Source organism: Streptosporangium canum, assembly GCF_900113865.1.
In the GTDB taxonomy this organism is placed as follows: domain Bacteria; phylum Actinomycetota; class Actinomycetes; order Streptosporangiales; family Streptosporangiaceae; genus Streptosporangium; species Streptosporangium canum.
In genome coordinates this window covers 300651-323305 of the sequence record NZ_FOQY01000001.1, presented here as the reverse complement: position 1 = coordinate 323305, position 22655 = coordinate 300651, and the positions used below count along the sequence as shown (strand labels likewise).

23 protein-coding genes are annotated in these 22655 nt (G+C 72.2%); 9 read left to right on the top strand and 14 right to left on the bottom strand.

The genetic code is table 11. From position 1 onward, the window contains the following. The first annotated feature begins 89 nt into the window (after positions 1-89). Positions 90-629: an RNA polymerase sigma factor gene (locus BM085_RS01365; protein WP_093885214.1), complete on the top strand. Its 540-nt coding sequence runs from the start codon at positions 90-92 to the stop codon at positions 627-629. Further along, the gene (locus tag BM085_RS01360) at positions 626-1747 is read left to right on the top strand and encodes a CU044_5270 family protein (RefSeq protein ID WP_093885213.1); all 1122 of its coding nucleotides are present in this window, start codon (positions 626-628) and stop codon (positions 1745-1747) included. The genes BM085_RS01365 and BM085_RS01360 overlap by 4 nt, the downstream gene beginning before the upstream one ends. 97 nt (positions 1748-1844) lie before the next feature. Here BM085_RS01360 and BM085_RS01355 read toward each other — a convergent pair whose 3' ends face one another. The 11 genes from BM085_RS01355 to BM085_RS01305 all read right to left on the bottom strand — a co-directional run bounded on the left by BM085_RS01355 (position 1845) and on the right by BM085_RS01305 (position 11872). Further along, complete coding sequence (locus BM085_RS01355) at positions 1845-2774, bottom strand: SRPBCC family protein (RefSeq protein WP_093885212.1); 930 nt, start codon at positions 2772-2774, stop codon at positions 1845-1847. A gap of 155 nt (positions 2775-2929) precedes the next feature. Then, on the bottom strand, positions 2930-3820 hold the full coding sequence (locus tag BM085_RS01350; protein ID WP_093885211.1) for an FAD binding domain-containing protein: 891 nt from the start codon (positions 3818-3820) through the stop codon (positions 2930-2932). After that, complete coding sequence (locus BM085_RS01345; RefSeq protein WP_093885210.1) at positions 3817-6408, bottom strand: xanthine dehydrogenase family protein molybdopterin-binding subunit; 2592 nt, start codon at positions 6406-6408, stop codon at positions 3817-3819. Before BM085_RS01345 ends, BM085_RS01350 begins: the two co-directional genes overlap by 4 nt. Beyond that, entirely contained in the window at positions 6405-6902 is a 498-nt protein-coding gene (locus BM085_RS01340; protein WP_093885209.1) for a (2Fe-2S)-binding protein, read from the bottom strand. Before BM085_RS01340 ends, BM085_RS01345 begins: the two co-directional genes overlap by 4 nt. 94 nt (positions 6903-6996) lie before the next feature. Next, positions 6997-7422, bottom strand: a complete 426-nt coding sequence (locus BM085_RS01335; RefSeq protein ID WP_093885208.1) for a nuclear transport factor 2 family protein — start codon at positions 7420-7422, stop codon at positions 6997-6999. Further along, complete coding sequence (locus BM085_RS01330) at positions 7419-7610, bottom strand: ferredoxin (RefSeq protein WP_093885207.1); 192 nt, start codon at positions 7608-7610, stop codon at positions 7419-7421. Before BM085_RS01330 ends, BM085_RS01335 begins: the two co-directional genes overlap by 4 nt. After that, positions 7607-8563, bottom strand: coding sequence for a pyridoxamine 5'-phosphate oxidase family protein (locus tag BM085_RS01325; protein ID WP_093885206.1), 957 nt, complete (start codon positions 8561-8563; stop codon positions 7607-7609). The genes BM085_RS01330 and BM085_RS01325 overlap by 4 nt, the downstream gene beginning before the upstream one ends. 4 nt (positions 8564-8567) lie before the next feature. Beyond that, positions 8568-9011 carry a VOC family protein gene (locus tag BM085_RS01320; RefSeq protein WP_093885205.1) on the bottom strand — a complete coding sequence of 148 codons (444 nt, stop codon included), beginning with the start codon at positions 9009-9011 and terminating at the stop codon, positions 8568-8570. Positions 9012-9393: 382 nt separating this feature from the next. After that, the gene (locus tag BM085_RS01315) at positions 9394-9969 is read right to left on the bottom strand and encodes a CGNR zinc finger domain-containing protein (protein WP_093885204.1); all 576 of its coding nucleotides are present in this window, start codon (positions 9967-9969) and stop codon (positions 9394-9396) included. A 45-nt stretch (positions 9970-10014) separates the two neighbouring features. Then, entirely contained in the window at positions 10015-10224 is a 210-nt protein-coding gene (locus BM085_RS01310) for a hypothetical protein (RefSeq protein WP_093885203.1), read from the bottom strand. Next, on the bottom strand, positions 10214-11872 hold the full coding sequence (locus BM085_RS01305; protein ID WP_093885202.1) for a PspC domain-containing protein: 1659 nt from the start codon (positions 11870-11872) through the stop codon (positions 10214-10216). Before BM085_RS01305 ends, BM085_RS01310 begins: the two co-directional genes overlap by 11 nt. Positions 11873-12013: 141 nt before the next feature. On the opposite strand from BM085_RS01305, the gene BM085_RS01300 reads away from it, so the two are divergent. The 6 genes from BM085_RS01300 to BM085_RS01275 all read left to right on the top strand — a co-directional run bounded on the left by BM085_RS01300 (position 12014) and on the right by BM085_RS01275 (position 17711). Next, a complete protein-coding gene (locus BM085_RS01300) occupies positions 12014-13228 on the top strand; it encodes a PspC domain-containing protein (RefSeq protein ID WP_093885201.1) in 1215 nt (404 codons plus the stop codon). A 55-nt stretch (positions 13229-13283) separates the two neighbouring features. Further along, positions 13284-13922, top strand: a complete 639-nt coding sequence (locus BM085_RS01295; protein ID WP_031160912.1) for a response regulator — start codon at positions 13284-13286, stop codon at positions 13920-13922. 38 nt (positions 13923-13960) lie between these two features. Then, positions 13961-15430, top strand: coding sequence for a glutamate-cysteine ligase family protein (locus BM085_RS01290; RefSeq protein ID WP_093885200.1), 1470 nt, complete (start codon positions 13961-13963; stop codon positions 15428-15430). Between the two features lie 85 nt (positions 15431-15515). Further along, positions 15516-16169 carry a neutral zinc metallopeptidase gene (locus tag BM085_RS01285; RefSeq protein WP_093885364.1) on the top strand — a complete coding sequence of 218 codons (654 nt, stop codon included), beginning with the start codon at positions 15516-15518 and terminating at the stop codon, positions 16167-16169. Between the two features lie 101 nt (positions 16170-16270). After that, positions 16271-16534: a WhiB family transcriptional regulator gene (locus BM085_RS01280; RefSeq protein ID WP_031160905.1), complete on the top strand. Its 264-nt coding sequence runs from the start codon at positions 16271-16273 to the stop codon at positions 16532-16534. Between the two features lie 91 nt (positions 16535-16625). Then, complete coding sequence (locus BM085_RS01275; RefSeq protein WP_093885199.1) at positions 16626-17711, top strand: CPBP family intramembrane glutamic endopeptidase; 1086 nt, start codon at positions 16626-16628, stop codon at positions 17709-17711. On the opposite strand, the gene BM085_RS01270 is transcribed toward BM085_RS01275, so the two are convergent. After that, positions 17665-18405 (bottom strand): ABC transporter permease, encoded by a 741-nt coding sequence (locus BM085_RS01270; RefSeq protein ID WP_093885198.1) that lies wholly within the window; start codon positions 18403-18405, stop codon positions 17665-17667. The genes BM085_RS01275 and BM085_RS01270 overlap by 47 nt on opposite strands. A gap of 49 nt (positions 18406-18454) precedes the next feature. Next, positions 18455-19174 carry a PIG-L deacetylase family protein gene (locus BM085_RS01265; protein ID WP_031160900.1) on the bottom strand — a complete coding sequence of 240 codons (720 nt, stop codon included), beginning with the start codon at positions 19172-19174 and terminating at the stop codon, positions 18455-18457. A gap of 122 nt (positions 19175-19296) precedes the next feature. On the opposite strand from BM085_RS01265, the gene pcrA reads away from it, so the two are divergent. Then, entirely contained in the window at positions 19297-21549 is a 2253-nt protein-coding gene (pcrA, locus tag BM085_RS01260) for a DNA helicase PcrA (RefSeq protein ID WP_425443252.1), read from the top strand. Positions 21550-21620: 71 nt separating this feature from the next. Here the strand turns inward: pcrA and BM085_RS01255 are convergent, their stop codons facing one another. Next, positions 21621-22535, bottom strand: a complete 915-nt coding sequence (locus BM085_RS01255) for a hypothetical protein (RefSeq protein WP_143120758.1) — start codon at positions 22533-22535, stop codon at positions 21621-21623. Positions 22536-22655 lie beyond the last annotated feature (120 nt).

Here is a 22655-nt window from a genome sequence, read left to right as displayed (position 1 = left end):
CCAGGGCCTCTCCCCGGAAACAGGGAAGGGTGGTGCGACCATCGGGCAACAAGGGGTGTCCTGATCCTTCCGGCAGGGGAGACCCTTGCATGATCGCTGTCCCTGACGCCGCCTCGGTCGTCGATCCCGAGCGGTTCGGCACCGTCTTCGACGCGCACTACGAGGAGATCCGCCGCTACATCGGACGGCGGCTCGACCTCGACACCGCCGAGGACCTGGCCGCCGAGACCTTCCTGATCGCCTTCCGCCGGCGCGGCCGGTTCGACCCCGCCCGGGGCGCGATCCGGCCCTGGCTGTACGGCATCGCCACCAACCTGATCGGCCGCCACCGCAGGGCCGAGCTGCGCCGCTACCGGGCGCTGGCCAGGACGGGGCCGCCACCCGACGACGACGGCCACGACCAGCGGGTCGTCGACCGCGTCGCGGCGGGGGTGACGGTCGGCCGGCTCTCGGGGGCGCTGGCGGGGCTGTCCACGGGCGAGCGTGACGTGGTGCTGCTCGTCGCCTACGGCGGGCTGACCTATGACGAGGTCGCCGAGGCGCTCGGGGTCGCCTACGGCACCGTCGCCTCCCGGCTCAGCCGGGCCAGGGCCAAGCTGCACAAGTCGCTGGGAGTGGAGGTCCGATGAACGAGTTCAAGCTCATCGACGACGTGATGCCGGACGTCCCGCCCGCTGGGCATGGGAAGACGGCCGAGGCCAGGGCCAGGGTGCTGAACGGCGGGCGGCGCCGGCGGATTTCCGCGTGGACGGGGGTCCTGGTCGCGACGGCCGCGACCGTCGCCGTGATCGGCGCCATCGCGGTCGTCCCCAGACTGGGCGGCGGCCCGGTCGCCACGGTGACCCAGACGAGTGCCGAGGAGGTGCTCTCCACCGCCGCCGACCGGATGGCCCGGCGGCAGGAGGCGACCGGCGGCCGATACTGGCGCAGGGAGATGGAACAGGTCTACCGGCAACGGATCAGCGTCGGGGGACGCGAGTTCGTCGCCGAGGACCGCGTCAGGGATGTCCGGTGGAACGGGATCGACCGGAACCAGGTCATGGTGTTCAGCGGGCTCGGTACCCGGCCCTTCACCGCCGCCGACAGGGCCGAGTGGGAGAAGGCGGGCTCGCCCCGGCTCTGCGGATCGGACACCGACTGCCGCAACGACATGATTCCCATAGGGAAGACCCGGTACCTCTTCACCGGTAAGAAAGGCCTCGAACAGTCGACCTTGGAGTTGAGCGTGAGGGAACTCCTTGACCTGCCCCAGGACCCGGCGGAGCTGAAGGAGAAGCTGCTGTCGTACTGGCCCGCCGCGCGGGAGGCCATGAAGGACACGCAGTCCACGCAGTCGGCGCAGGTGAAGCTCCCCGAGCAGGACTACTGGCTGTGGGGGCTGGGCGAGCGTCTCCTCCTGGACGCCCCCACCACCCCGGGAACCAGGGCGGCCGTCTACCGGATGCTCGCGGGGCTGCCCGGGGTCCGGGTCGTGGACGGGATCCGGGATGTCGAAGGGCGGGTGGGGGTGGCCATCCTGCGCGGAGGAGCCAACGGCGAGTCGGAGGAGCAGATCGTCATCGACCGGGAGACGGGCGACCTGCTGGCGACCCAGGACGTGCTGCCCGTCCCGACCGCCGACCAGGGGAACATCCCGCCGGGCATCGTTTACATGTCCATGGTGATCAAGAAGCTCGGCTGGACCGACGACGAGCCTGTCATCCCCGAGGGGTGCGGGCCGGACCAGAAGGAGGAATGCCTGCGCTGAACCGGCCGCGCACGTCGGCGTCGAGCCCTGTCACAGGCCTCAGCCGTACCGGCGCCACGGGTGAGACGCGTATGACGGCCGGCGGAGACGGGCCGGCTCAGCGGCGGCGCAGGGTCCGGCGGATCAGCCAGCCCGCCAGGACGATCCCGGTCAGCGCGGCGGCCACCAGCGGGGCGACGCGCTTGAGCAGGGGCAGGCCGGCGATCTCCATCAGGTCGAGCGCCTCCTCCTCGGGGGTGAGGGAGGTGCGGGAGGTGCCCGCCGGGTGGGCGTCCAGGCCGAGGGCCTTCTCCACCGCGGCCCCCTCGGGTGAGGAGGGCACGGCGGTGAGGTGGCGGACCGGCTCGTGCCGCCCGGAGACCCCGCCGGATCCCTCGCCCCCCGAGCCCGGGGAGCTTGTAAGGCCCGAGGTCTCCGAGGTGTCTCTGGAGGCTGTGGGGTCCGGGGCGCCCGTGGTGTCCGGTGATTCCGGCCGGTCTTCCACGCCGGCGGTGACCTGCTCGGCCGTGCCCTGCGCGGGGACCGCCGAGGGGAGGGGCGAGACGCTCGCCGACGACACGTCCGGCTCCGCGACCGGGCTCTCCCCGAGCAGTTCGGCCAGGTTGGCCGCGAACCTGTCGATCAGCTTGCCGCCGATCTCGGCCATCACCCCCCGGCCGAACTGGGCCGGGCGGCCGGTCACGTTGAACGAGGTCTCGACGGTCACCCGGGTCTCCGCGCCGGCGGGGTACAGCCGGGCGACGACCGTGGCGCCGGCCGTCCCCGCGCCCCGCGTCTCCTTGCCGGAAGCCTTGATGGTCAGGGCGTGGGCGTCCTTGTCCACGTCTTCGAACGTGGCCTCGCCCTGGTAGGTCACCGTGATCGGCCCGACCTTCACCCTCATCCGGCCGGTGAAGGAGTCGCCCTCCACCGTGTCGAGGGTGGCCCCCGGCAGGCAGGGCGCGACCCGCTCGACGTCGAGCAGCACCGACCACGCCTGCTCGATCGGCACCGGAACCGTGAACTCGTGCTCGAATCGCATCGCCATCGATCCGCTCCTTGTCGATCGGCCGCTTCTGCGACATTACGACCGCGCGCGGCGGCTGTCACAACTCTGCCTGCCCCACCGGCCGGAAGCTGAACTTCTGACCGGCGCGGACGCCCGTCCACCGGCCGGAGGGTTCCCGGCCGGTGGGACGGGGCTCAGCCGGTCGCGGCCCTGACCGCCCGGTAGGTCAGCACCCGGGCCAGGTGGCGGCGGTAGTCGGGCTTGGCGTGCAGGTCCGCCGGGGGCGAGGTGCCGGAGTCCGCCTGGCCGCAGGCGTCCCTGACCTGGTCCCGCGCGCCGTCGCCGGCACCGCCGACCGGCGCGGGGCTCAGGCCGCGCAGCGCGGCCTCCGTCGCCCGCGCCCGCACCGGTGTCGGCCCCATGTTGGTCAGCGCGATCCGGGCCTCCCCGATGGTCCCGCCGTCGCGCCGTACGGCCGCCGCCACGCCGACGATCGCCCAGGCCTGCGCGGTCCGGTGGAACTTCTCGTAGTGGAAGCCCCAGCCGGGGCCGAGCTTAGGCACCCGGACGCCGAGCAGCACCTCGCCGGGTCCGAGCGCGGACTCCAGGTAGTCGACGAAGAACTCGGAGGCCGGGATCTCCCGCTCTCCCTCGCTCGACCTGACGACGAACACGCAGTCCAGCGCCAGGGCGACGGCGGGCAGGTCGCCGGCGGGGTCGGCGTGGACCATCGACCCGCCGAACGTGCCGCGGTGCCGTACGGCGGGGTCGGCCACCGTGGCGGTGGCCAGCGCGAGCAGCGGAACCTGCTCCCTGACCACGCCGGAGCGCAGCACCTCGTCGTGCGTGGTGAGTGCGCCGACGAACACGTGGTCGCCCCGGTCCTCCACGCCGCGTGGCTCCGGCAGCCGCCCGAGGTCCACCAGCGCGGCGGGATAGGCCAGCCGCAGGCGCAGCAGCGGCAGCAGGGACTGGCCGCCGGCCAGCACCTTGACGTCGTCGCCGGCGGCGTCGGCCTCGGCGAGCACGCGGCAGGCCTCCTCCAGCGAGGCGGGCCGGATGTAGTCGAACGCCGCGGGGATCATCGGGCGCCTCCCTCGGAGCTGGACGTGGCCTCCCCGGACCCGGACCCGGGTGTAGATGCGGGGCCGGGCGTGGACGCGGGGCCGGGCGTGGACATGGGGCCGGGGCCGGACGTGGGCGCGGGCGCCTCCGCGGATGCCCCAGCGGAGGCCCCTGCGGGCGCTTCGGCCGCAGCGGATCCGGACGCCGGCGGTCCCGCCTCGGAGACCACCCGCCAGATCCGCTCGGGCGTGCACGGCATCCGCACGTCGTGCACGCCGTACGGGCGCAGCGCGTCCACGATCGCGTTGACCACGGCCGGGGTCGAGGCGATCGTGCCGGCCTCGCCGACGCCCTTGACGCCCAGCGGGTTGCTGGTCGCCGGGGTCTCGGTGCGGTCGGTGGTGAAATCGGGCAGGTCGGCCGCCGTCGGGATCAGGTAGTCGGCCATGGTCGTGGTGAGCAGGTTGCCCTCGGTGTCGTGGACCGCCTCCTCGAACAGTGCCTGGCCGATGCCCTGCGCGATGCCGCCGTGCACCTGCCCCTCGACGATCAGCGGGTTCACCACGGAGCCCACGTCGTCGACGGCCACGTAGGAGCGGATCGCGCACGCGCCGGTCTCGGTGTCCACCTCGACCGCGCACAGGTGGGTGCCGTGCGGGAAGGAGAAGTTGTCCGGGTCGAAGGTCGCGTCGGCGTCCAGGCCGGGTTCGACGCCGTCGGGGAGGTCGTGTGCGGCGAAGGTGGCCAGTGCGAGCTCCTGGATCGTCCTCCCCTCGGCCGTGCCCCGCACCGTGAACGACCCGGCGGAGAACTCGATGTCGTCGGCGGAGGCCTCAAGCATGTGGGCGGCGATCAGCCGGGCCTTGTCCTTCACCTTCTCGCAGGCCGCCAGGACCGCCACGCCGCCCACGACCAGCGAACGCGAGCCGTAGGTGTCCATGCCCTTGTGGGAGATCGCCGTGTCCCCGTGGAGCACGGCGACGTCGCCGAACGGCACGCCCAGCGCGTCGGCCACGATCTGGCTCCAGGCCGTCTCGTGCCCCTGCCCGTGCGGGCTCGTGCCGGTGACCACCTCGACCTTGCCGGTGGGCAGCATCCGGACGGAGGCGTGCTCCCAGCCGCCCGCGCCGTAGCTGAGGGAGCCCAGCACGCGCGAGGGCGCCAGCCCGCACATCTCGGTGTACGTCGACACGCCGATGCCGAGCTGCACCGGGTCGCGCCGGTCGCGCCGGTCGGACTGCTCGGCCCTGAGCTTGTCGTAGCCGAACAGCGCGAGCGCCTTCTCGGTGGCGGCCTCGTAGTTTCCGGAGTCGTAGGTCAGCCCGCAGATCGTGTCGTACGGGAACTCCTGGTGGGTGATCCAGTTGCGGCGCCGTACCTCGACGGGGTCCAGGCCGAGCTCGTGCGCGAGCTCGTCCACGGCCCGTTCGATGGCGAACGTGGCCTCGGGGCGGCCGGCGCCCCGGTAGGCGTCGGTCGGCATCTTGGTGGTGAAGACGCCGGTGCAGGTGAAGTCGTAGGCGTCGATCTTGTAGATGCCGTTGTACATGAACGCGCCGAGCAGCGGGATGCCGGGCGTGACCAGCATCAGGTAGGCGCCCATGTCGGCCAGGAGGTCCACCCGGACGCCCCGGACGCGCCCGTCCCGCTCGGCCGCCAGGGAGATCCGCTGGAGCTGGTCGCGGCCGTGGTGCACGGTCAGGTTGCCCTCGGAGCGCGACTCGGTCCACTTCACCGGCTTGCCCAGCCGCCTGGTGACGAGCAGGCCGAGCACCTCCTCGGCGGTGACCTGGAGCTTGGAGCCGAAGCCGCCGCCGACGTCGGGGGCGACCACGCGCAGCTTGTGCTCGGGGATGCCGGTCGTCAGCGCGAGCATGACCCGCAGCACGTGCGGGATCTGGGTGGCGGAGTAGAGGGTGAAGCCGTCGCCGTCGGTGGTGGCCACGACCGCGCGGGGCTCCATCGCGGTCGGGATGAGCCGCTGCTGCACGTAGGTGCGTTCGATCACCACGGGGGCGTCGCGGAAGGCCGCGTCGATGTCGCCCCCGGCGAACTTCCAGGTGAAGGCCCGGTTGCCGGACTCGTGGACCAGGGGGGAGCCCTCGGCGAGCGCCTCGGTCATGTCGACGACCGCGTCGAGCGGCTCGTAGTCGACCTCGATCGCCTCCAGGGCGTCGGCGGCCTTGTAGCGGTCGGTGGCGACCACGCAGGCCACCGCCTCGCCGGCGTAGCGGACCTCCTCCACCGCCATGGGCGGGTGGTCGGGGATGACGATGTCCTCGGTGACGGGCCAGGCGCACGGCAGGCTGCCCTGCTCGTCGGCGAGGTCCCGGCCGCTGTAGACCGCGACCACGCCCGGCCGGGCACGCGCGGCCGAGGTGTCCACCCGGGTGATCCGGGCGTGCGCCATCGGGCTGCGCAGGAACGCCATGTACAGCATGCCGGGGAGCTGGATGTTGTCGGTCCACGTGGTCCGGCCGGTGACCAGCCGGGCGTCCTCCTTGCGCCTGCGGGCCCTGCCCACCTCGTGCGCGCCGGAGGGCTCGCCGAGCTGGTCGCTCTCGGCGATCTGCTCGGCGATCAGGCCTGCGTCGAGTTGCTCGCTCATGGCGTCCGCACTTCCCGCCGCTCCCCGGCCTGTGCCATCTCCTGGGCGGCGAGCCGTACCGCCCGGACGATGTTGCAGTAACCGGTGCACCGGCACAGGTTGCCTTCGAGCCCCTCGCGGACGGCCTCCTCCGACGGGTCCGGGTCGTCCCTGAGCAGGTCGATCGCGGCCATGATCATGCCTGGGGTGCAGTATCCGCACTGCAGGGCGTGTTCGGTGTGGAAGGCCTTCTGCATGGGGTGCCACTCGTCCCCCCGCGCCAGGCCCTCGATCGTGACGACGTCGCTCCCGTCGGCCTGTACGGCGAGCACGGAGCAGCTCTTCGCGCTCCTGCCGTCGAGCATCACGGTGCAGGCGCCGCAGTTGCTGGTGTCGCAGCCGACGGGCGTCCCCGTCTTGCCGAGCCGATCCCTCAGCAGGTGGACGAGGAGGAGACGCGGCTCGACCTCCTCCTCATAGGTGACTCCGTCGACGGTGACGGTGATTCGGGGCATACGTCCTCCAAGAACATCCGCAGGGGACATAGGAGAAGTGAGAGCCGACAAAAGTGAACGTACGCCCCTGTTGTGCCCGGTCAACCCCCTGGTATCACGCCAGCGGAAGTTCCTTCGGTGTGCGGTCGCCGAGGATGCGGCGGTCCGCCTCGTCGATCCGGACGTCGTTGATGCTCGCCTCGCGACGCCGCATCAGCCCGTCGTCGGCGAACTCCCACAGCTCGTTGCCGTAGCTGCGCCACCACTGGCCGTCCGCGTCGTGCCACTCGTACTGGAACCGTACGGCGATGCGGTTGCCGCCGAACGTCCACAGGTCCTTGCGGAGCGCGTACTCCCGCTCCCTGGCCCACTTGCGGGTGAGGAACTCCCTGATCTCCGCGCGGCCGGTGACGAACTCGTCCCGGTTGCGCCAGACGGAGTCGGGCGTGTAGGCGAGCGAGACCCGCTCGGGGTCCCGCGTGTTCCACGCGTCCTCGGCGGCCTGCACCTTGGCCCTGGCCGTCTCCTCGGTGAAGTTCATGCTTCCTCCAGGAATATCGCCTGCACGGGGCAGGCCCGCGCGGCCTCCTCGACCGCGTCGATCAGTCCGTCGTCCGGTTCGGCGACGTAGACGAGCCGGTCGTCGTCGTCCAGCTCGAACACTTCGGGCGCGGCGAACACGCACTGCGCGTGCACCTGGCACAGCGCCCGATCCACGATGACCTTCATCGCGGCTCTCCCTCCTGGCCATCCTGGCCATCCCGGCCGCTCTCCGCCGCACCGGCCCCCGCCTCCGCGGGGGCGGGCCGGACCGGCGGGTTGAAGCGGGAGTATCCGTCGAGCGTCCAGCGCAACGGGCTCGCCCCCCGCACGTGGACGGCCCGGTCCACCTCGAACTCGACCAGCCGCTGCGCCCCCGGGACGTCCCCCGGATCCCAGTCGACGCGGGCCCGCCCGGTCAGGTGCAGCGCCTCGCCGCTCTCCCAGCCGAGGAAGAGCAGGCCGCAGCTCTCGTCGAGCTCCAGGTTCCCGAGCGTCATGTACATCGAGTTGCCGGCGTAGTCGGGCCAGACCAGCCGCCGGCGGCCGGCCACCCGGACGAATCCCGGGTTGCCGCCCCGGTGGGACAGGTCGGCGCCGAGATCCGGGGCCCGGGTGGCCACGAAGAAGGTGTCGGCGCTCTCGATCCACGCCCGGTGCTCGGCGGTGAGCGTCCGGGCGGCCGAGGCGGCCGCGGGAGAGGCGGCGGCGGGCTCGTCGGAGATGTCCCGCGTCTGGATGTATTTGGGGCAGTTCGCGTATGTCTGCTCGGTGCGGACGGTCAGGCGCCCGCCGTCGCGCCGGACCGTGCCGTTGACCCGCATCCTGCGTCTGGTCGCCGGCTCGATCGCGAGCATCCCGATCTCGCCGCCGGTCAGCCCCGCCAGCGGATCGTGCTCGCCCGGGACCGCCTCGATCACGATCGTCCGCTCGTCCACGGCCTCGGCGAACCCCGCCGCCCCTGTCAGCGCGCTCGCCCACAGCCGCCCGTCCCGGCCTTCGGCCCCGATCAGCAGCATCCGCTGTCGCGCCAGGAACGCGGCGGCCGCGGCCGGGATCTCCGGCCTGGCCGAGGCCGAGCCCCACGTCCCGGCCCGCACCCCGGCCCGCCGCTGCACGGCCAGCTCTCCCGCGTGCCTCATGGGTTTAGAAGAAGCCGCAGGTGGGGGCGGAAGCGGTCGGGGCGGGCCGCTCGCCGGCGCCGCTGGGCGCGAAGATCTCCAACCGGATCCCGTCCGGGTCCTCGAAGAACACGCCGCCCGAGGACGCGCCCTCGCCGTGCGGCACCACGCCGTCGTGGTGGAGCGTGGCCCCGAGCTCCCGGATCACGGTCTCGGCCCGGCGGACCGCCTCGATGTCCGGCACCTGGAAGGACAGGTGGTGCAGCCCCGGCAGTCCGGTGGCGAAGCGGCCCTCGCTCTGCTGCCAGAGGGTCAGCAGCAGCTTGCCGTCGGAGCCGAGGAAGGCGTAGCGGCGGTCCGGATCGGCCGACTCGCCGAAGACCTCGAAGCCGAAGATCTTCAGGTAGAAGTCCTTGGACCTGTCGAGGTCGGAGACGTTGAGGCCGACATGGCCGGTCTGGAAGGTCATCTCATCTCCCTATCACGGTTCCCAACGGATTTGCCCGTTAGGTCTGGAAGACAATCTAATGGAGTTGTGAGATTTTTGACGTTAGAAAAATGTGATCTGAATCACTGTCAAGAAGGATCGCGACGGTCCCGCCCGTCTGGCCGCCGCACGCCGGAGCCGCCGTGCAGCCCCGCGGGGTCGCCGGTGCGGCCGTACGGCTACCGCCCGGCACGGCTGCGCGGGCATGGGGAGCCGGCCGCGCGGCTGCGCGGACATGCTGGAGCCGCCGTACGGCTGCGTGGGCATGCGGGAGCCGGCCGCGCGGCCGTGCGGGCGCGCCGCACGGTTGAAGGCCGGCCGGACGGTGGGGGTGGGGGGCTCGCCGGGCGGGCGGGCCCGGAGATCACCGGCCCTTGTGCTGGTGGTAGTGGCGGGCGGCGCGGGCCCGGTTGCCGCACCCGACCGAGCACCACTCCTGGCGGCTGTGCTCCTTGACGAAATAGAGCACGCAGCGGGGGGCCGGGCACGCGCGCAGCTGCTCGCGGGCCGGTCCGGCCAGCAGCTCTATCGCCGACGTGGCGAGGGCGGCCCGGATGCGCGGGGACTGCGCCCTCTCGCCCGCCGGGACGCTCGTGGCCACCGGGGCGCCCTCAGCCGGCCAGTCCAGCCGGGGGGCCAGCGGCGCGGCGAGCGCCGTGGCGTTGACCAGGTCGAGCGACTCGGTGAATCCCGGCAGCCGGTCGGCGTCCGCGCTGCTCGCCGGGCCCGGCGCGACGGCCCTGGCGAGCAGGGCCCGTACGGCCTGCCGCAGCTCCACCACCTCGCGCCACAGGTCCTCGGTGGCGGTGAAGCCGGCGGTGATCCCCAGCTCGGCGGCGTGGGCCCGGCCCCACTCGGTCATGCCCTCGACGTCCGGGAGCGTGTCCAGCAGCCCGCTCCGGGTCGCGCGGACCGTGCTGACGAACTCCAGGACCAACATGCTCCAAGTCTAACGCTTGGGTTGAATGAAGGCCGTGAGGTCGGTCTAGCGCCGGACCGCCCGGACAAGGATGGCGACCAGGCCCGCGAAGCCCAGGCCGCACAGGACGACCGGGATCATGATCACCGGTTCGATGTCCGGCCGGCTGATCAGGACGGTCCCGACCGCGATGAACAGCACGCCGCTGAGCAGGGCCATCCAGTCCGTCCGGTGCAGCCTGCCGCGCTCCGTCGTCCGGTCGACCTCAGGCCGCACGGCGCACCTCCACGTCTCCGATGCCCGCCTTGACGTTCAGGACGACGGTCGCCACGTCGCCCTTCGGAGCCGTCTCAGGCTCCAGGATCTTGTCGTGCCGGATGTCGGCCCCGCCCTCCACCGCATGGTCGATCTTGACGTCGCCCAGTTTGGTGTATCCGTTGACCTCGACCCGGACCGTCGGCGGCAGGATCACGCTGAGCTGCCCCACCGAGACGGAGGCGTCGACGACGGTCCGCGAGCCCGGCGGGAACGCCAGGTCGCTGAGGTCGAGGGTGCCCTCGCCGACGCCCACGTCGTAGTCCGCGGCGATCTCGGACAGTTTGGTCGGCTCCCAGTGGTAGCTGCCGAACCTCTTCGGCATGTCGGTCAGCGTGGACCCCGCGACCAGGGCGATCGAGATGATCGTGCCCGCCGCGACCAGGGCCGCGCCCCGGCCGAACCAGGCGGCGACCAGGAGGCCGGCGCCGATGGTGATCAGCATCGCGCCGCCGGCGATCGTCATGTTGACCGATCCCGACGTGGCTTGGATCGCCATGATGATCCCTCCAACGATCATGGCCAGGAACAGGGTGACGCCTCCGACGAACGACCGGGGCCGCTTCGGCCGGGGCGCCGTCCGGACCGGCCCGCCGTACCCGGAGAGGTCATAGGGGGAGTACTGCTGCTGCCGCCTGCGGGGGTCCAGGGGCTGGTAGGGCCCGTAGGGCGAGAACGGCTCGCCGGAGGAGTCGAACGACGGCCGGGGGGCGGGCCGGGGAGGCGGCGGCATGCCCCCGGCCGGGAACGCGCCCCGCGGCGGGCCGCCCGCGACCGGCGCCGTGCCCGCGTACGGCGGCGCGTTCTCCGGTGACCGGGTGTCCGCGACCGGAGCCGTCTCCGTGTACGGCGGCGCGTTCTCCGGTGACCGGGTGTCCGCGGCGGAGGGCGGGTCGGCGGGGAGCGGCGTGCTTTCGGCGGACGGGATGTCGCCGGCCGGCGCTGTGCCGCCGCCCTGCGGGGCGGGGACCGGCGCCGGGTCCGCGGCCGGGGCCTGAGCCGCGTAGGGGGCGGTGGACATCGATCCGGTCTGCGGGGGCGCGGCCGGGTAGGGGTGCGCGACGGGCGGGGCGGGGGCGAAGGCCGCGGGCGGCGGCCCGGACGGGCGGGGAACGCGACGGCCGCGGAGCCGGTCGGGCAGCGAACGGGCCACGGCCAGCAGGTCGACGCCGCGGGCGTGGGCGGCGAGCAGGACGATGGCGAACAGCGTGCCGACCACGACCGTGCCGGTGCCGATGCCGTCCGAGGACAGGTTGATGATCAGCCCGAAGGCGAACACGCCGGTCAGCAGGGCCAGCACGGTCTCGCTGTCGAAGGTGCGCCGGGTCCACTGCTCCATGTATCCCGGGCCGCCGCTCGCCTCCCGCATCAGCAGGAACGCCGCGATGTAGAGCATGATGCCGATCCCGGAGCCGAGGACCAGCACCGCGAAGCCGACGCGGAACAGCACCGGGTCGATCCCGGCGTAGCGGCCCAGGCCCGCGCAGACGCCGGTGAGCATGCGGCCCTCGTCACTGCGGCGGAGCACGCGCTCCTCAGTAAGGGGGGATGCGGGCGGCGAGTCGGACGAGGTGCTCGCCGGGTCCTGTGCGTTCCCGGTGTCGGTCATGTACCAATCGTGGCCTTCCCCGGCGGAGATCGCATCCGGGAGACCCCTGAGTCCTCCCGGAGCGGGAAGGCCCCTCTCAGGGTCGCGTCAGGGGAACGCCGGATGCGAAGAGGCACCCCGACATGTGACGATGCTGACGATATGGCTGACCGACCGACAATTCATGACGCGGCGCCCGCGCCCCCGGAAGAACCCGCCCTCCCTCGGCTGATCAGGCCGGTGGAGGGTCGTCTGGTCGCCGGGGTGGCCCAGGCCGCCGCCGCCCAGCTCCGGCTCGACCCGGTCGCGCTGCGGCTGGCGTTCGTGCTGCTCACCGTCCTGGACGGGATCGGCGCCGTGGCCTACGCGGCGCTGTGGATGTTCACCTCGCGCGAGCTGTACGAGGGCAGGGAGCCCTCCCGCGACTGGAGCCAGGTCGCCGCCTACGGCGCGATAGGGCTGGCGCTGATGGCTCTCGGCTGGCTCACCGGGGCCTCGGCCGGCGGGATCGGCGCGTGGCCGATCGCGGTCGGCGGGATCGGCTCGCTGATCCTGTGGCAGCAGGCCGACCCGGACCGGCGGCAGCGCTGGATGAACTCGACGGTCGGCCAGGGGCGCCAGAACCGGGTCCGCACGCTCGCCGGGCTGGCGCTCGTCGTGGTCGGCGCCATCGGCTTCCTGGTGGTCACCGACGAGCTGGGCAGCGCCCGTCCGGGCGTCATGTTCACGCTGGTGGTCGTGGGCGGCGTCGCGCTGATCGCGGCCCCGTGGCTGGCCGCGCTCTGGAAGGAGCTGCAGCGGGAGCGCCGCGAGCGCATCCGGCAGGAGGAGCGCGCCGAGTTCGCCGCGCACGTGCACGACTCCGTACTGCACACGCTCACGCTGATCCAGCGCAGCGCCAATGACTCACGTGAGGTGATGCGGCTCGCCCGCTCCCAGGAACGTGAGCTGCGCAACTGGCTCTACCAGCCGAAACAGGACGCCGACGCCTCGGTGGCCGCGGCCGTGCGCCGGGTCGCGGCCGAGGAGGAGGACGCGCACGGGGTGCCGATCGAGGTCGTCTGCGTCGGCGACTGCCCGCTGACCCCGGAACTGTCCGCGATGATGCAGGCCGCACGGCAAGCTATGGTCAACGCCGCGAAATACTCTGAATCATCGGTCATCTCCGTCTACGCCGAGGCGGAGCCGGAGGAGGTCACCATCTTCGTCCGGGACCGTGGTGTCGGGTTCGACATGGGACAGGTGCCCGAGGACCGGATGGGCATCCGCCAGTCGATCATCGGCAGGATGGAACGCCACGGCGGCAGCGCCCGGGTGCGGACCGAGGCCGGCGAGGGCACGGAAGTGATGTTGACCATGAAGCTGGAGAAGACGTGAGCGAGCGAGCCAGGAAGAACGGCAGTGCGGGAGCGCGGACGGCGGGGGAGGGCTCATGAGCGCGATCAGGGTTCTGATCGTCGACGACCACCGGTTGTTCCGCTCCGGTGTCCGCGCCGAGCTGGGCGACTCCATCGAGGTGATCGGGGAGGCCGAGGACGTCGAGTCCGCGGTCAGGACGATCGCGGAGCTCCAGCCCGACGTGGTCCTGCTCGATGTGCACATGCCCGGCGGCGGCGGCCAGGAGGTGCTCCGCCGCGTCCTCGGCTCCGGCTCCTCGGTCCGCTTCCTCGCGCTGTCGGTCTCCGACGCCGCCGAGGACGTCATCGGCGTGATCCGCGGCGGTGCCCGAGGGTATGTCACCAAGACCATCAGCGGCCGCGAGCTCACCGACGCCATCCGCCGGGTGGCCGACGGCGACGCGGTGTTCTCCCCGAGACTGGCCGGCTTCGTGCTGGACGCCTTCGCCTCCAGCGAGGCCCCGCCGATCGACCCCGAGCTCGACTCGCTGACCCAGCGCGAACGCGAGGTCCTGCGCCTGATCGCCCGCGGCTACGCCTACAAGGAGATCGCCAAGGAGCTGTTCATCTCGGTCAAGACCGTGGAGACCCACGTCTCGTCCGTCCTGCGCAAGCTTCAGCTCTCCAACCGCCACGAGCTCTCCCGGTGGGCCACCGCGCGACGCCTGGTCTGACCTGTACTATCTGTAACTTATGTGCGACTCTGCGAAGTATGGGTCGCGATGTGCCTGCGATGGTGTTCAGCCGGGAGGACCGACGGCGATACCGGGACAAGGTCCGCCGATGTCTTGACGTCTTCGCGCAGATGCTGCGCGAGGCGAGGTTCGAGTTCGACCAGCCGAAGGCCGGGCTGGAGATCGAGCTCAACCTCGTGGACGACCGCGGCGATCCCGCGATGAAGAACGCCGAGGTGCTGGCGGCGATCGCCGAGCCGGACTGGGCCACCGAGCTCGGCCAGTTCAACGTGGAGATCAACGTCATGCCGGAGTCCCTCGAGGGGGACGGCCCCGTGCGGCTGGAGAAGGTCGTGCGGGACCGGCTCAACCACGCGGAGAGCCGGGCCCACACGGTCGGCGGGCACCTGGTGATGGTGGGCATCCTGCCCACCCTGCGGGAGAGCGACGTGCACGAGGGCACGCTGTCGGCCAACCCGCGCTACAAGCTGCTCAACGAGCAGATCTTCGAGGCCAGGGGCGAGGACCTGCACCTGTCGATCGACGGTGAGGAGACCCTCGACACCTACGCCGACAGCATCACACCCGAGGCGGCCTGCACGAGCCTCCAGCTCCACCTCCAGGTCAGCCCCGCGGCCTTCGCCGCCCACTGGAACGCGGCCCAGGCCATCGCGGGCGCCCAGGTGGCGGTGGCGGCCAACTCCCCGTTCCTGTTCGGCCGGCAACTCTGGCAGGAGACCAGGATCCCGCTGTTCGAGCAGGCCACCGACACCCGGCCGGTGGAGCTGAAGACCCAGGGCGTGCGGCCGAGGGTGTGGTTCGGCGAGCGGTGGATCACCTCGGTCTTCGACCTGTTCGAGGAGAACGCGCGCTACTTCCCCGCGCTCCTGCCCATCTGCGAGGACGCCGACCCGCGTGAGGAGCTGGCCCGCGGCGTGACCCCCGCGCTGGACGAGCTGACCCTGCACAACGGCACCGTCTACCGGTGGAACCGGCCGGTCTACGCCGTCGTCGGCGACATCCCGCACCTGCGGGTGGAGAACCGGGTGCTGCCCGCCGGGCCGTCGGTCGCCGACGTCGCCGCCAACGCCGCGTTCTACTACGGCCTCATGCGCGTGCTTCCCCACGCCGAACGGCCGGTGTGGACGCGCATGTCCTTCGCCGCGGCCGGGGACAACCTGCACGCCGCCGCCCGGCACGGGCTGGAGGCGCGCCTCTACTGGCCGGGACTCGGCGAGGTGGCCGCCGCCGAGCTGATCCTGCGCCGGCTGCTGCCGCTCGCCTACGAGGGCCTCGACCTGTGGGGCGTGAACCCCGAGCCCAGGGACCGGCTGCTGGGGATCATCGAGCAGCGGTGCGTGACCGGCAGGACCGGGGCGAGCTGGCAGATCGACACCGTGAAGGAGCTGGGGGACCTCGACAGGCACGAGGCGCTGCGCCGGATGACCCTGCGCTACATCGAGCACATGCACACCAACGAGCCCGTGCACACCTGGCCGTCCCCCTGACCCCCGCGGCGGGATTCCGGGAGGAAACCGGTCAGCGGTGGGAGAGCTGTCGCACGGAGCGGCCGGCTGGGTCAGGATGAGGCGCATGAAAGTCCGCCGCTGCCTTCTGCTGCTGCTCCTGATGGCCACAGCCGTGGCCTGCGGGAGCGACCGGCCGGGCCCCGACGCCGCCACGCCCGCCCCGCTGGGGCAGACGTTCGAGTCCGACCTCCGGCTGGCCAAGGAGCTCAGCGAGGCCTACTGGCGGCAGGCCTTCGCCGCCGACGGGCTGGCCTACCGCCCGGTCACCGCCTTCACCGCCTACCGGGGGGACGACGGCCCCGACTGCGGCGGCCTGCCCTCGGTGCCGAACAACGCCTTCTACTGCGCGGACGGGCACTTCATCGCCTACGACGAGCGCTGGATGCGCAAACTCTACGACGAGATGGGCGACGGCTCGGTCTACGTGATCATCCCGCACGAGTTCGGGCACGCCGTACAGGCGCAGCTGAACAGCGGCTTCCGGCTCAACGTGGAGCGCGAGCTCCAGGCCGACTGCTACGCGGGCGGCACCCTCGGCGCGCTCGTCGCAGGCGGGTCGCTGGAGGCGGAGCCGGGCGACAGGGACGAGCTGTTCCTCAACCTCGCCGCGGCGGGAGACCCCACCGACGACTGGCTGCGCCCCGACGCCCACGGTACGGCGGAGCAGCGCCAGGCGCTCTTCGCCAAGGGATACACCGAGGGCGCCGCGGCCTGCTGAGATACACCCCGGCGGTTACCCCTGAATCCGCCGGGAGGCTGATGCCGTACCGCTGGGATCCGCCTAGTCTGAGGGCCGGCGATCCATCAGGGGGCGATGTCATGCGGCGGAAGGTGCGCGAGATCGGCTGGGCCATACGGGGCGCCTGTCGCGCGAGCGATCCCGAGCTGTTCTTTCCACTGGCGCAGTCGGCCGAGCAGGAGGCGCGGGCGAAGGCGGTCTGCGCGGGATGCCCGGTGCTGGCGGACTGCCGGGCCTACGCCGTGCGGGCGGGGGAGCCCGAGGGGATCTGGGGCGGCCTCACCGTCCAGGAACGGCGCAGCCTGCGGTTCCCCTCCGGATGGCGGCAGCCCGCCGCGGGATGAGCCCGCCCCGCATAGCCTCGGACCCGAGGCTGAGGAGGATCAAGGTGCGCGGATCCGGGACGCGGAGCGGGCGGAGCAGGGTGGCACGGCCATGACGGCGGACCGGAGGGCGGTGCTCGCGAGCGCGGTGGCCGTCCTGACGGCGGACCGGAGGGCGGTGCCCGCGGGCGCGGTGGCCGTCCTGACGACGGACCGGAGGGCGGTGCTCGCGAGCGCGGTGGCCGTCCTGGCGACGGCCAACGTCCTCAACAACCGCGTCGCGCCGCGCCTGGCCCCCCTGACCTCGACCGCCGCCACCTGCGCGCTGCTCGCCCTGGCCCGCCGCTCCGGGCTGTCCTGGTCCGAGCTGGGGTTCCATGAAGGCCCGCGCGGCCTGCGGATCGGCGGCGCCCTCGCCTCGGCCGTGGCCGGGGTCTACGCCGTGGGGATCGCCGTCCCGGCCACCCGCCGCTTCTTCCGCGACGAGCGGGCGCTGTCGCTCTCCCGGGCCCGTGCGCTTGAGGAGGCCCTGCTCCAGGTGCCGGTCGGCACGGTCCTGCTGGAGGAGGTCGGTTTCCGCGGGGTCCTGCACGCCCTCCTCGCCCGCTCCCACGGCCCCCGTACGGCCACCGCCGTCTCCTCGGCCCTGTTCGGCCTCTGGCACGTGCTCCCCGCGATCGACATGATGGCCGCCAATCCCGCGCTGAGCGGACTGGCGGCGGGGGAGCCGCCCGGCGACGGGCCGCGGAGGGGCGACGGGCGGCGGAGGGAAGATGAGCGCCAGGGGGAAGACAAGCGGCGAAGAGGAGACGGGCCGCGAAGGGAAGGCGGGTCGCGGAGGGAAGGCGGGTCGCGGAGGGAAGACGGGTCGCGGAGGGAAGACGGGTCGCGGAGGGAAGACGGGCGCCAGGGGGAGGACGGGCGGGGGGACGGGGCCGCGCCGGGCCCGCCGGTGCGGGCGTCGCCGTGGGAGGCGGCGCGGGTGGTGGCCGGGTCGGTGGCCGCCACCGGGGTGGCCGGGGTGTTCTTCGCCGAGCTCCGCCGCCGGGGAGGCCTGGCCGCCCCCTCGCTGTTCCACGTCGCGACCAACTCGCTGGGCTACCTGTTCGCCCGCCTCGCCCCCGCCGAGCCCGGCTCCGGGGGCGGCCGTCTCACCGGCGCGCCGGGAACCGGCCCCGAGCCGCCAGTTCGATCGTGACGAGTACGGCCGTGGCCTCGGCCGCCAGCAGCGCGACCAGCACGACGAGCTGGACGACCCCGGCCTGGAGCGGGCTCGCCCCGCCCAGCAGCATCCCGACGAAGGCCCCCGGCAGCGTGACCAGTCCCACGGTCGAGGTCTGGTCCAGCGCGGGCACCAGCGCCTGAGCCGCCGCCGGGCGGCAGATCTCCAGCGCCGCGTCCCGCTCGGAGAATCCCAGCGCGAGCGCCGCCTCGACCTCGCCGCGCCGCTGGACCAGTTCGTCCACCGCCCGCCGTCCGGCGAGCGCGGTGACCGTCAGGCACCCGCCGAGCAGGATGCCCGCGACGGGGATCAGCGTGATGCCCTTCAGCGGGACGGTCCCGGTGCCGACGAGCAGCGCGAGGACCGGCAGGGCCCCCACCGCGACGGGTACGGCGGCCCACCGGACCGCCCGGCCCGAAGTGATCCTGCGCCCCGCGGTCAGGCTCGCGACGCCGTACATGACCAGCACGAAGGCCGCCACCGCGAGCGGTCGATCGACGGCCCAGACGATGATCAGCGCCACCGCGCCGAGCTGGACGGCCGCCCGCAGGCACGCGGTGAGCACGGCGCGGGCGTGCCCGAGGCGGCCGAGCAGGGCGACGGCGGCGCCCGCGAGGGCCAGGAGGACGACGGCGACGGCGGTGACCGGTGACAGCTCGATGGGGCTCACGGAAGTGGCTCTTCTCCCGCCGGCCGGGCGATCCTCATCGCCGACCGGCTCAGGCCGTGGGGACCCGCTGGAAGGCCTCGGCGTACCGGCCCTCCCCGAGGCCCGCCTCGGCCGCGACCTGTGAGAACCGGGTCCGGAGGAAGTCGTCGAACCCCTCCATGTGGCTGGTCTGGCTCACATGGGCGCGCAGCGCGGAGAGCTTGCGTTCGAAGGTGTCGGTGATGTCGATGTGATGGTCGGGGGTCTGGCCGCCGTTGAGCCAGACCTCCCGGACCGTCCACGCCTCCAGGCCCTCCTCCAGCAGGAGCGAGGGGAAGGTGTAGGGGTTGCGCGCGTCGGGGTAGACCGCGTCGAGCGCGGAGCCGCCGACCGCGCGGTGGTCGGGGTGGCTGGGGGCGATGAACCCGTAGTTGCGCTCCGGGGTGTGGGTGATCACCAGGTCGGGCCTGACCTGGCGGATGACCCGGGTGATGTCGCGCCGCAGGTCCAGGCTCTGCACCACGGTCCCGTCGTGGTAGCCGAGGAAGCGCAGGTCGGTCACGCCGACGATCTTCGCCGCGTTGGTCTGCTCGGTACGGCGCAGCCCCGCCATGCCCCCGTTGTCCAGCTCCCGGTCGAAGCCGCCCGCGTCGCCGTCGGTGACGACGCAGTAGGTCACCTCGACGCCCCGGTCGGTGAACCGCGCGATCGATCCCGCGGCGGCGAAGTCGACGTCATCCGGGTGCGCGGTCACCACGAGCACCCGGTTGATCTCGTTCTCAGACAGCATGAGAGGCCCCTCTGTTCTCCGCGTATCGATCAATTCTCACAACCACTGACAAGTCTGTCGGCATTCCTTTCCTCGGCTGGACCCGGTTGTCGGCGGACCGCCATAACCTAGGGAGCGTGTCGATCCCAGCCGCTTCCCTGACCCACCCGTTGCTCGACGGGCTCAACCCCCAGCAGCGGGAGGCCGTCGTGCATCACGGCAGCCCGCTGCTCATCGTCGCGGGCGCCGGATCAGGCAAGACACGGGTGCTGACCCACCGCATCGCCTACCTGCTGGGCGAGCGGGGCACGCAGCCGCAGGAGATCCTGGCGATCACCTTCACCAACAAGGCCGCGCGGGAGATGAAGGACCGGGTCGACACCCTCATCGGCCCGCGCTCGGCGGCGATGTGGGTGATGACCTTTCACAGCGCGTGCGTGCGGATCCTGCGGCGCGAGGCCAAGCGGCTGGGCTTCCCGTCGAGCTTCTCCATCTACGACCAGGCCGACTCCCAGCGGTTGATGGCGATGGTCTGCCGGGAGATGGACCTCGACCCCAAGCGCTACCCGCCGCGCTCCTTCTCCGCCCAGGTCAGCAACTTCAAGAACGAGCTGATCGACTACGAGACGGCGGCCGGGCAGGCCTCCAGTCACCTGGAGCGCACGCTCGCCGAGGCCTACCGCAACTACCAGCGGAAGCTGACCGAGGCCGGGGCGATGGACTTCGACGACCTCATCATGCTGACGGTCACGCTGTTCCAGATCTTCCCCGACGTGGCCGAGCACTACCGGCGCCGCTGGCGCCACGTCATGGTGGACGAATACCAGGACACCAACCACGCCCAGTACACCCTGATCCGCGAGCTCGTCGGCGCCCCCGAGCTGCGCACCGCCGACGGCGACCTGGTCAGGGAGGGCGCGGTCGCCCCCGCCGAGCTCTGCGTGGTCGGCGACGCCGACCAGTCGATCTACGCCTTCCGGGGCGCGACGATCCGCAACATCCTGGAGTTCGAGCGCGACTACCCCAACGCCAGGACGATCCTGCTGGAGCAGAACTACCGCTCCACCCAGACGATCCTGAGCGCGGCCAACGCGGTGATCTCGCGCAACGAGAGCCGCAAGCCGAAGAACCTCTGGTCCGACCAGGGCGCCGGCCCGAAGATCGTCGGTTATGTCGCGGACAACGAGCACGACGAGGCCATGTTCGTCGCGCAGGAGGTCGACAAGCTCACCGACGACGAGGGCGTCGTGCCCGGCCAGGTGGCGGTGTTCTACCGGACCAACGCGGCCTCCCGGGTGTTCGAGGAGATCTTCATCCGGACCGGCCTGCCCTACAAGGTGGTCGGCGGGGTGCGCTTCTACGAGCGCAAGGAGGTCCGTGACCTGCTGGCCTACCTGCGGGTGCTGGCCAACCCCAACGACGTGGTGTCGCTGCGCCGGATCCTGAACGTGCCCAAGCGCGGCATCGGCGACCGGGCCGAGGCGATGGTGGAGGCGTTCGCGTCCCGCGAGCGGATCCCGTTCTGGGAGGGGCTCCGCCGGGCGGACGAGGCGCCGGGCATGGCCACCCGGTCGCTCAACGCCATCAGGGAGTTCGTCGCGCTGATGGAGGAGCTGATGGCCAAGGCCGCCGGCACGCCGCCGTCGGAGCTGGCCCAGGAGGTGCTGGAGAGCACCGGTTACCGGACGGAGCTCGCGACCTCGGGTGACCCGCAGGACGAGAGCCGCCTGGAGAACCTGGACGAGATGATCTCGGTGGCGTCGGAGTTCGAGGAGGCCAACCCCGAGGGCACGCTCGTGGAGTTCCTGGAGCAGGTCTCCCTGGTGGCCGACGCCGACCAGATCCCGGCGGGCGACGGCGGCCAGGGCGTGGTCACGCTGATGACCCTGCACACCGCCAAGGGGCTGGAGTTCCCGGTGGTGTTCCTCACCGGCATGGAGGACGGCGTCTTCCCGCACATGCGCTCGCTGGGCGAGCCGAAGGAGCTGGAGGAGGAGCGCCGGCTGGCCTATGTCGGCATCACCCGGGCCGAGCAGCGCCTCTACGTCTCCAGGGCGGCCGTCCGCAGCTCCTGGGGGGCGCCCGCGTTCAACCCGGCCTCCCGCTTCGTCGCCGAGATCCCGGGGGACCTGGTCGACTGGCGCAGCGACCCCGGCAAGAACGCCTGGAGCGCCGGCGCCTCCCGCCGCGAGACCCGTCCGGCTCCCGCCAGGAAGCCCGGCGGGAAGCCGATCCCCAACCTGACCCCGGGCGACCGGGTCACCCACGACCAGTTCGGCCTGGGCACGGTCGTGTCGGTGGACGGCGTGGCCGAGAAGACCAAGGCGAAGATCGACTTCGGCAGCGGCGGGGAGAAGACCCTGCTGCTGGCCTACGCGTCGCTGGAGAAGCTCTGACGGACGCCGGGCGGCCCGGTGAGCTCCGGCTCACCGGGCCTGTCCGGGATCGGCCTGTCCGGAGAGCGGGATCAGTCCTTGAAGACGCGGACGAACGGGTCCTCGGTCTGCTCCTCGCCGAGGACGAGGTCGTCGAAGTCCGCGACCTGGGAGGCGGGCGGAGCCTTGATGGCCGACTTCACGCCCCAGCCGGAGTAGCGGCTGTCGTTGAGGTAGGTCATGTCCAGGCTGGTCAGACCCCGCAGGGACTGCGTCCAGGACGAGACGGCCCGCCGTACGAGCTGGTCGGGGCCGAGGTAGAGCTTCCAGCTCACCGGAAGCGTGGCGGACGCGGCCGAGGGCTTGCCGCTCAGCAGCGCGCGGACCGTGGGGGAGACCTTGTAGAGCTCGCCCAGGGTGATCGTGCCCGAGTGGACGACGGTCCGGGCGCCGTCCCAGGTGCCGCCGGGACGCCTGGTCGCCGTGTGGGCCAGCGCCGCCTTCAGGGTGGCGGGTTCGAGGGGGTTGAGGATCTGCTGCGCGGGGTTGCCCGGGGCCACCGTGCCGCCCTTGGCGCGCAGCCACTTCTTGCCCTCGGGCATGGAGTCGGCGTAGAACCCGCCGGAGGTGTAGGTGGTGCCCTTCACCGTGATCGTGCGGGAGGGGCCGAACAGGCCCTTGAGCTCCTTGTCGGCCCCGGGCAGGGTGAACTCGTCGGTGACGTCCGAGGCCACCACGCCCGACGTGCCGAACTCCAGCACGCCGCCGCGCCGGTTGAAGATCGCTCGCTGTTTCTTGCCCTCGCCGATGATCTTCGCGTTCTCGGCGAGCCTGACGCCGCGGTGGAGCTTGAACTGGCTCTTCAGCGCGGACACCGGGTCGGTCTGCGCGGGCTGGGCGCTCGCCCGCGCGGGCTGGGCGTTCGCGGGAGCGGCGGCGGCCACGAGTGCGGGGGCGATCAGCGCCGCCGCGGCGGCGCCGGTCAGAGTGGCGATCATTCGCCTCATCTAGGGGGTCCTCCTGTATGGGTCCTCGCGTCGTCGCTGAGGGATCACCCGAGATTCTTGCTCAATTAACATCATTTCGGGCCAAAAGCTGATCAATAAGGTGCGCCCGGCAGGCGGTGC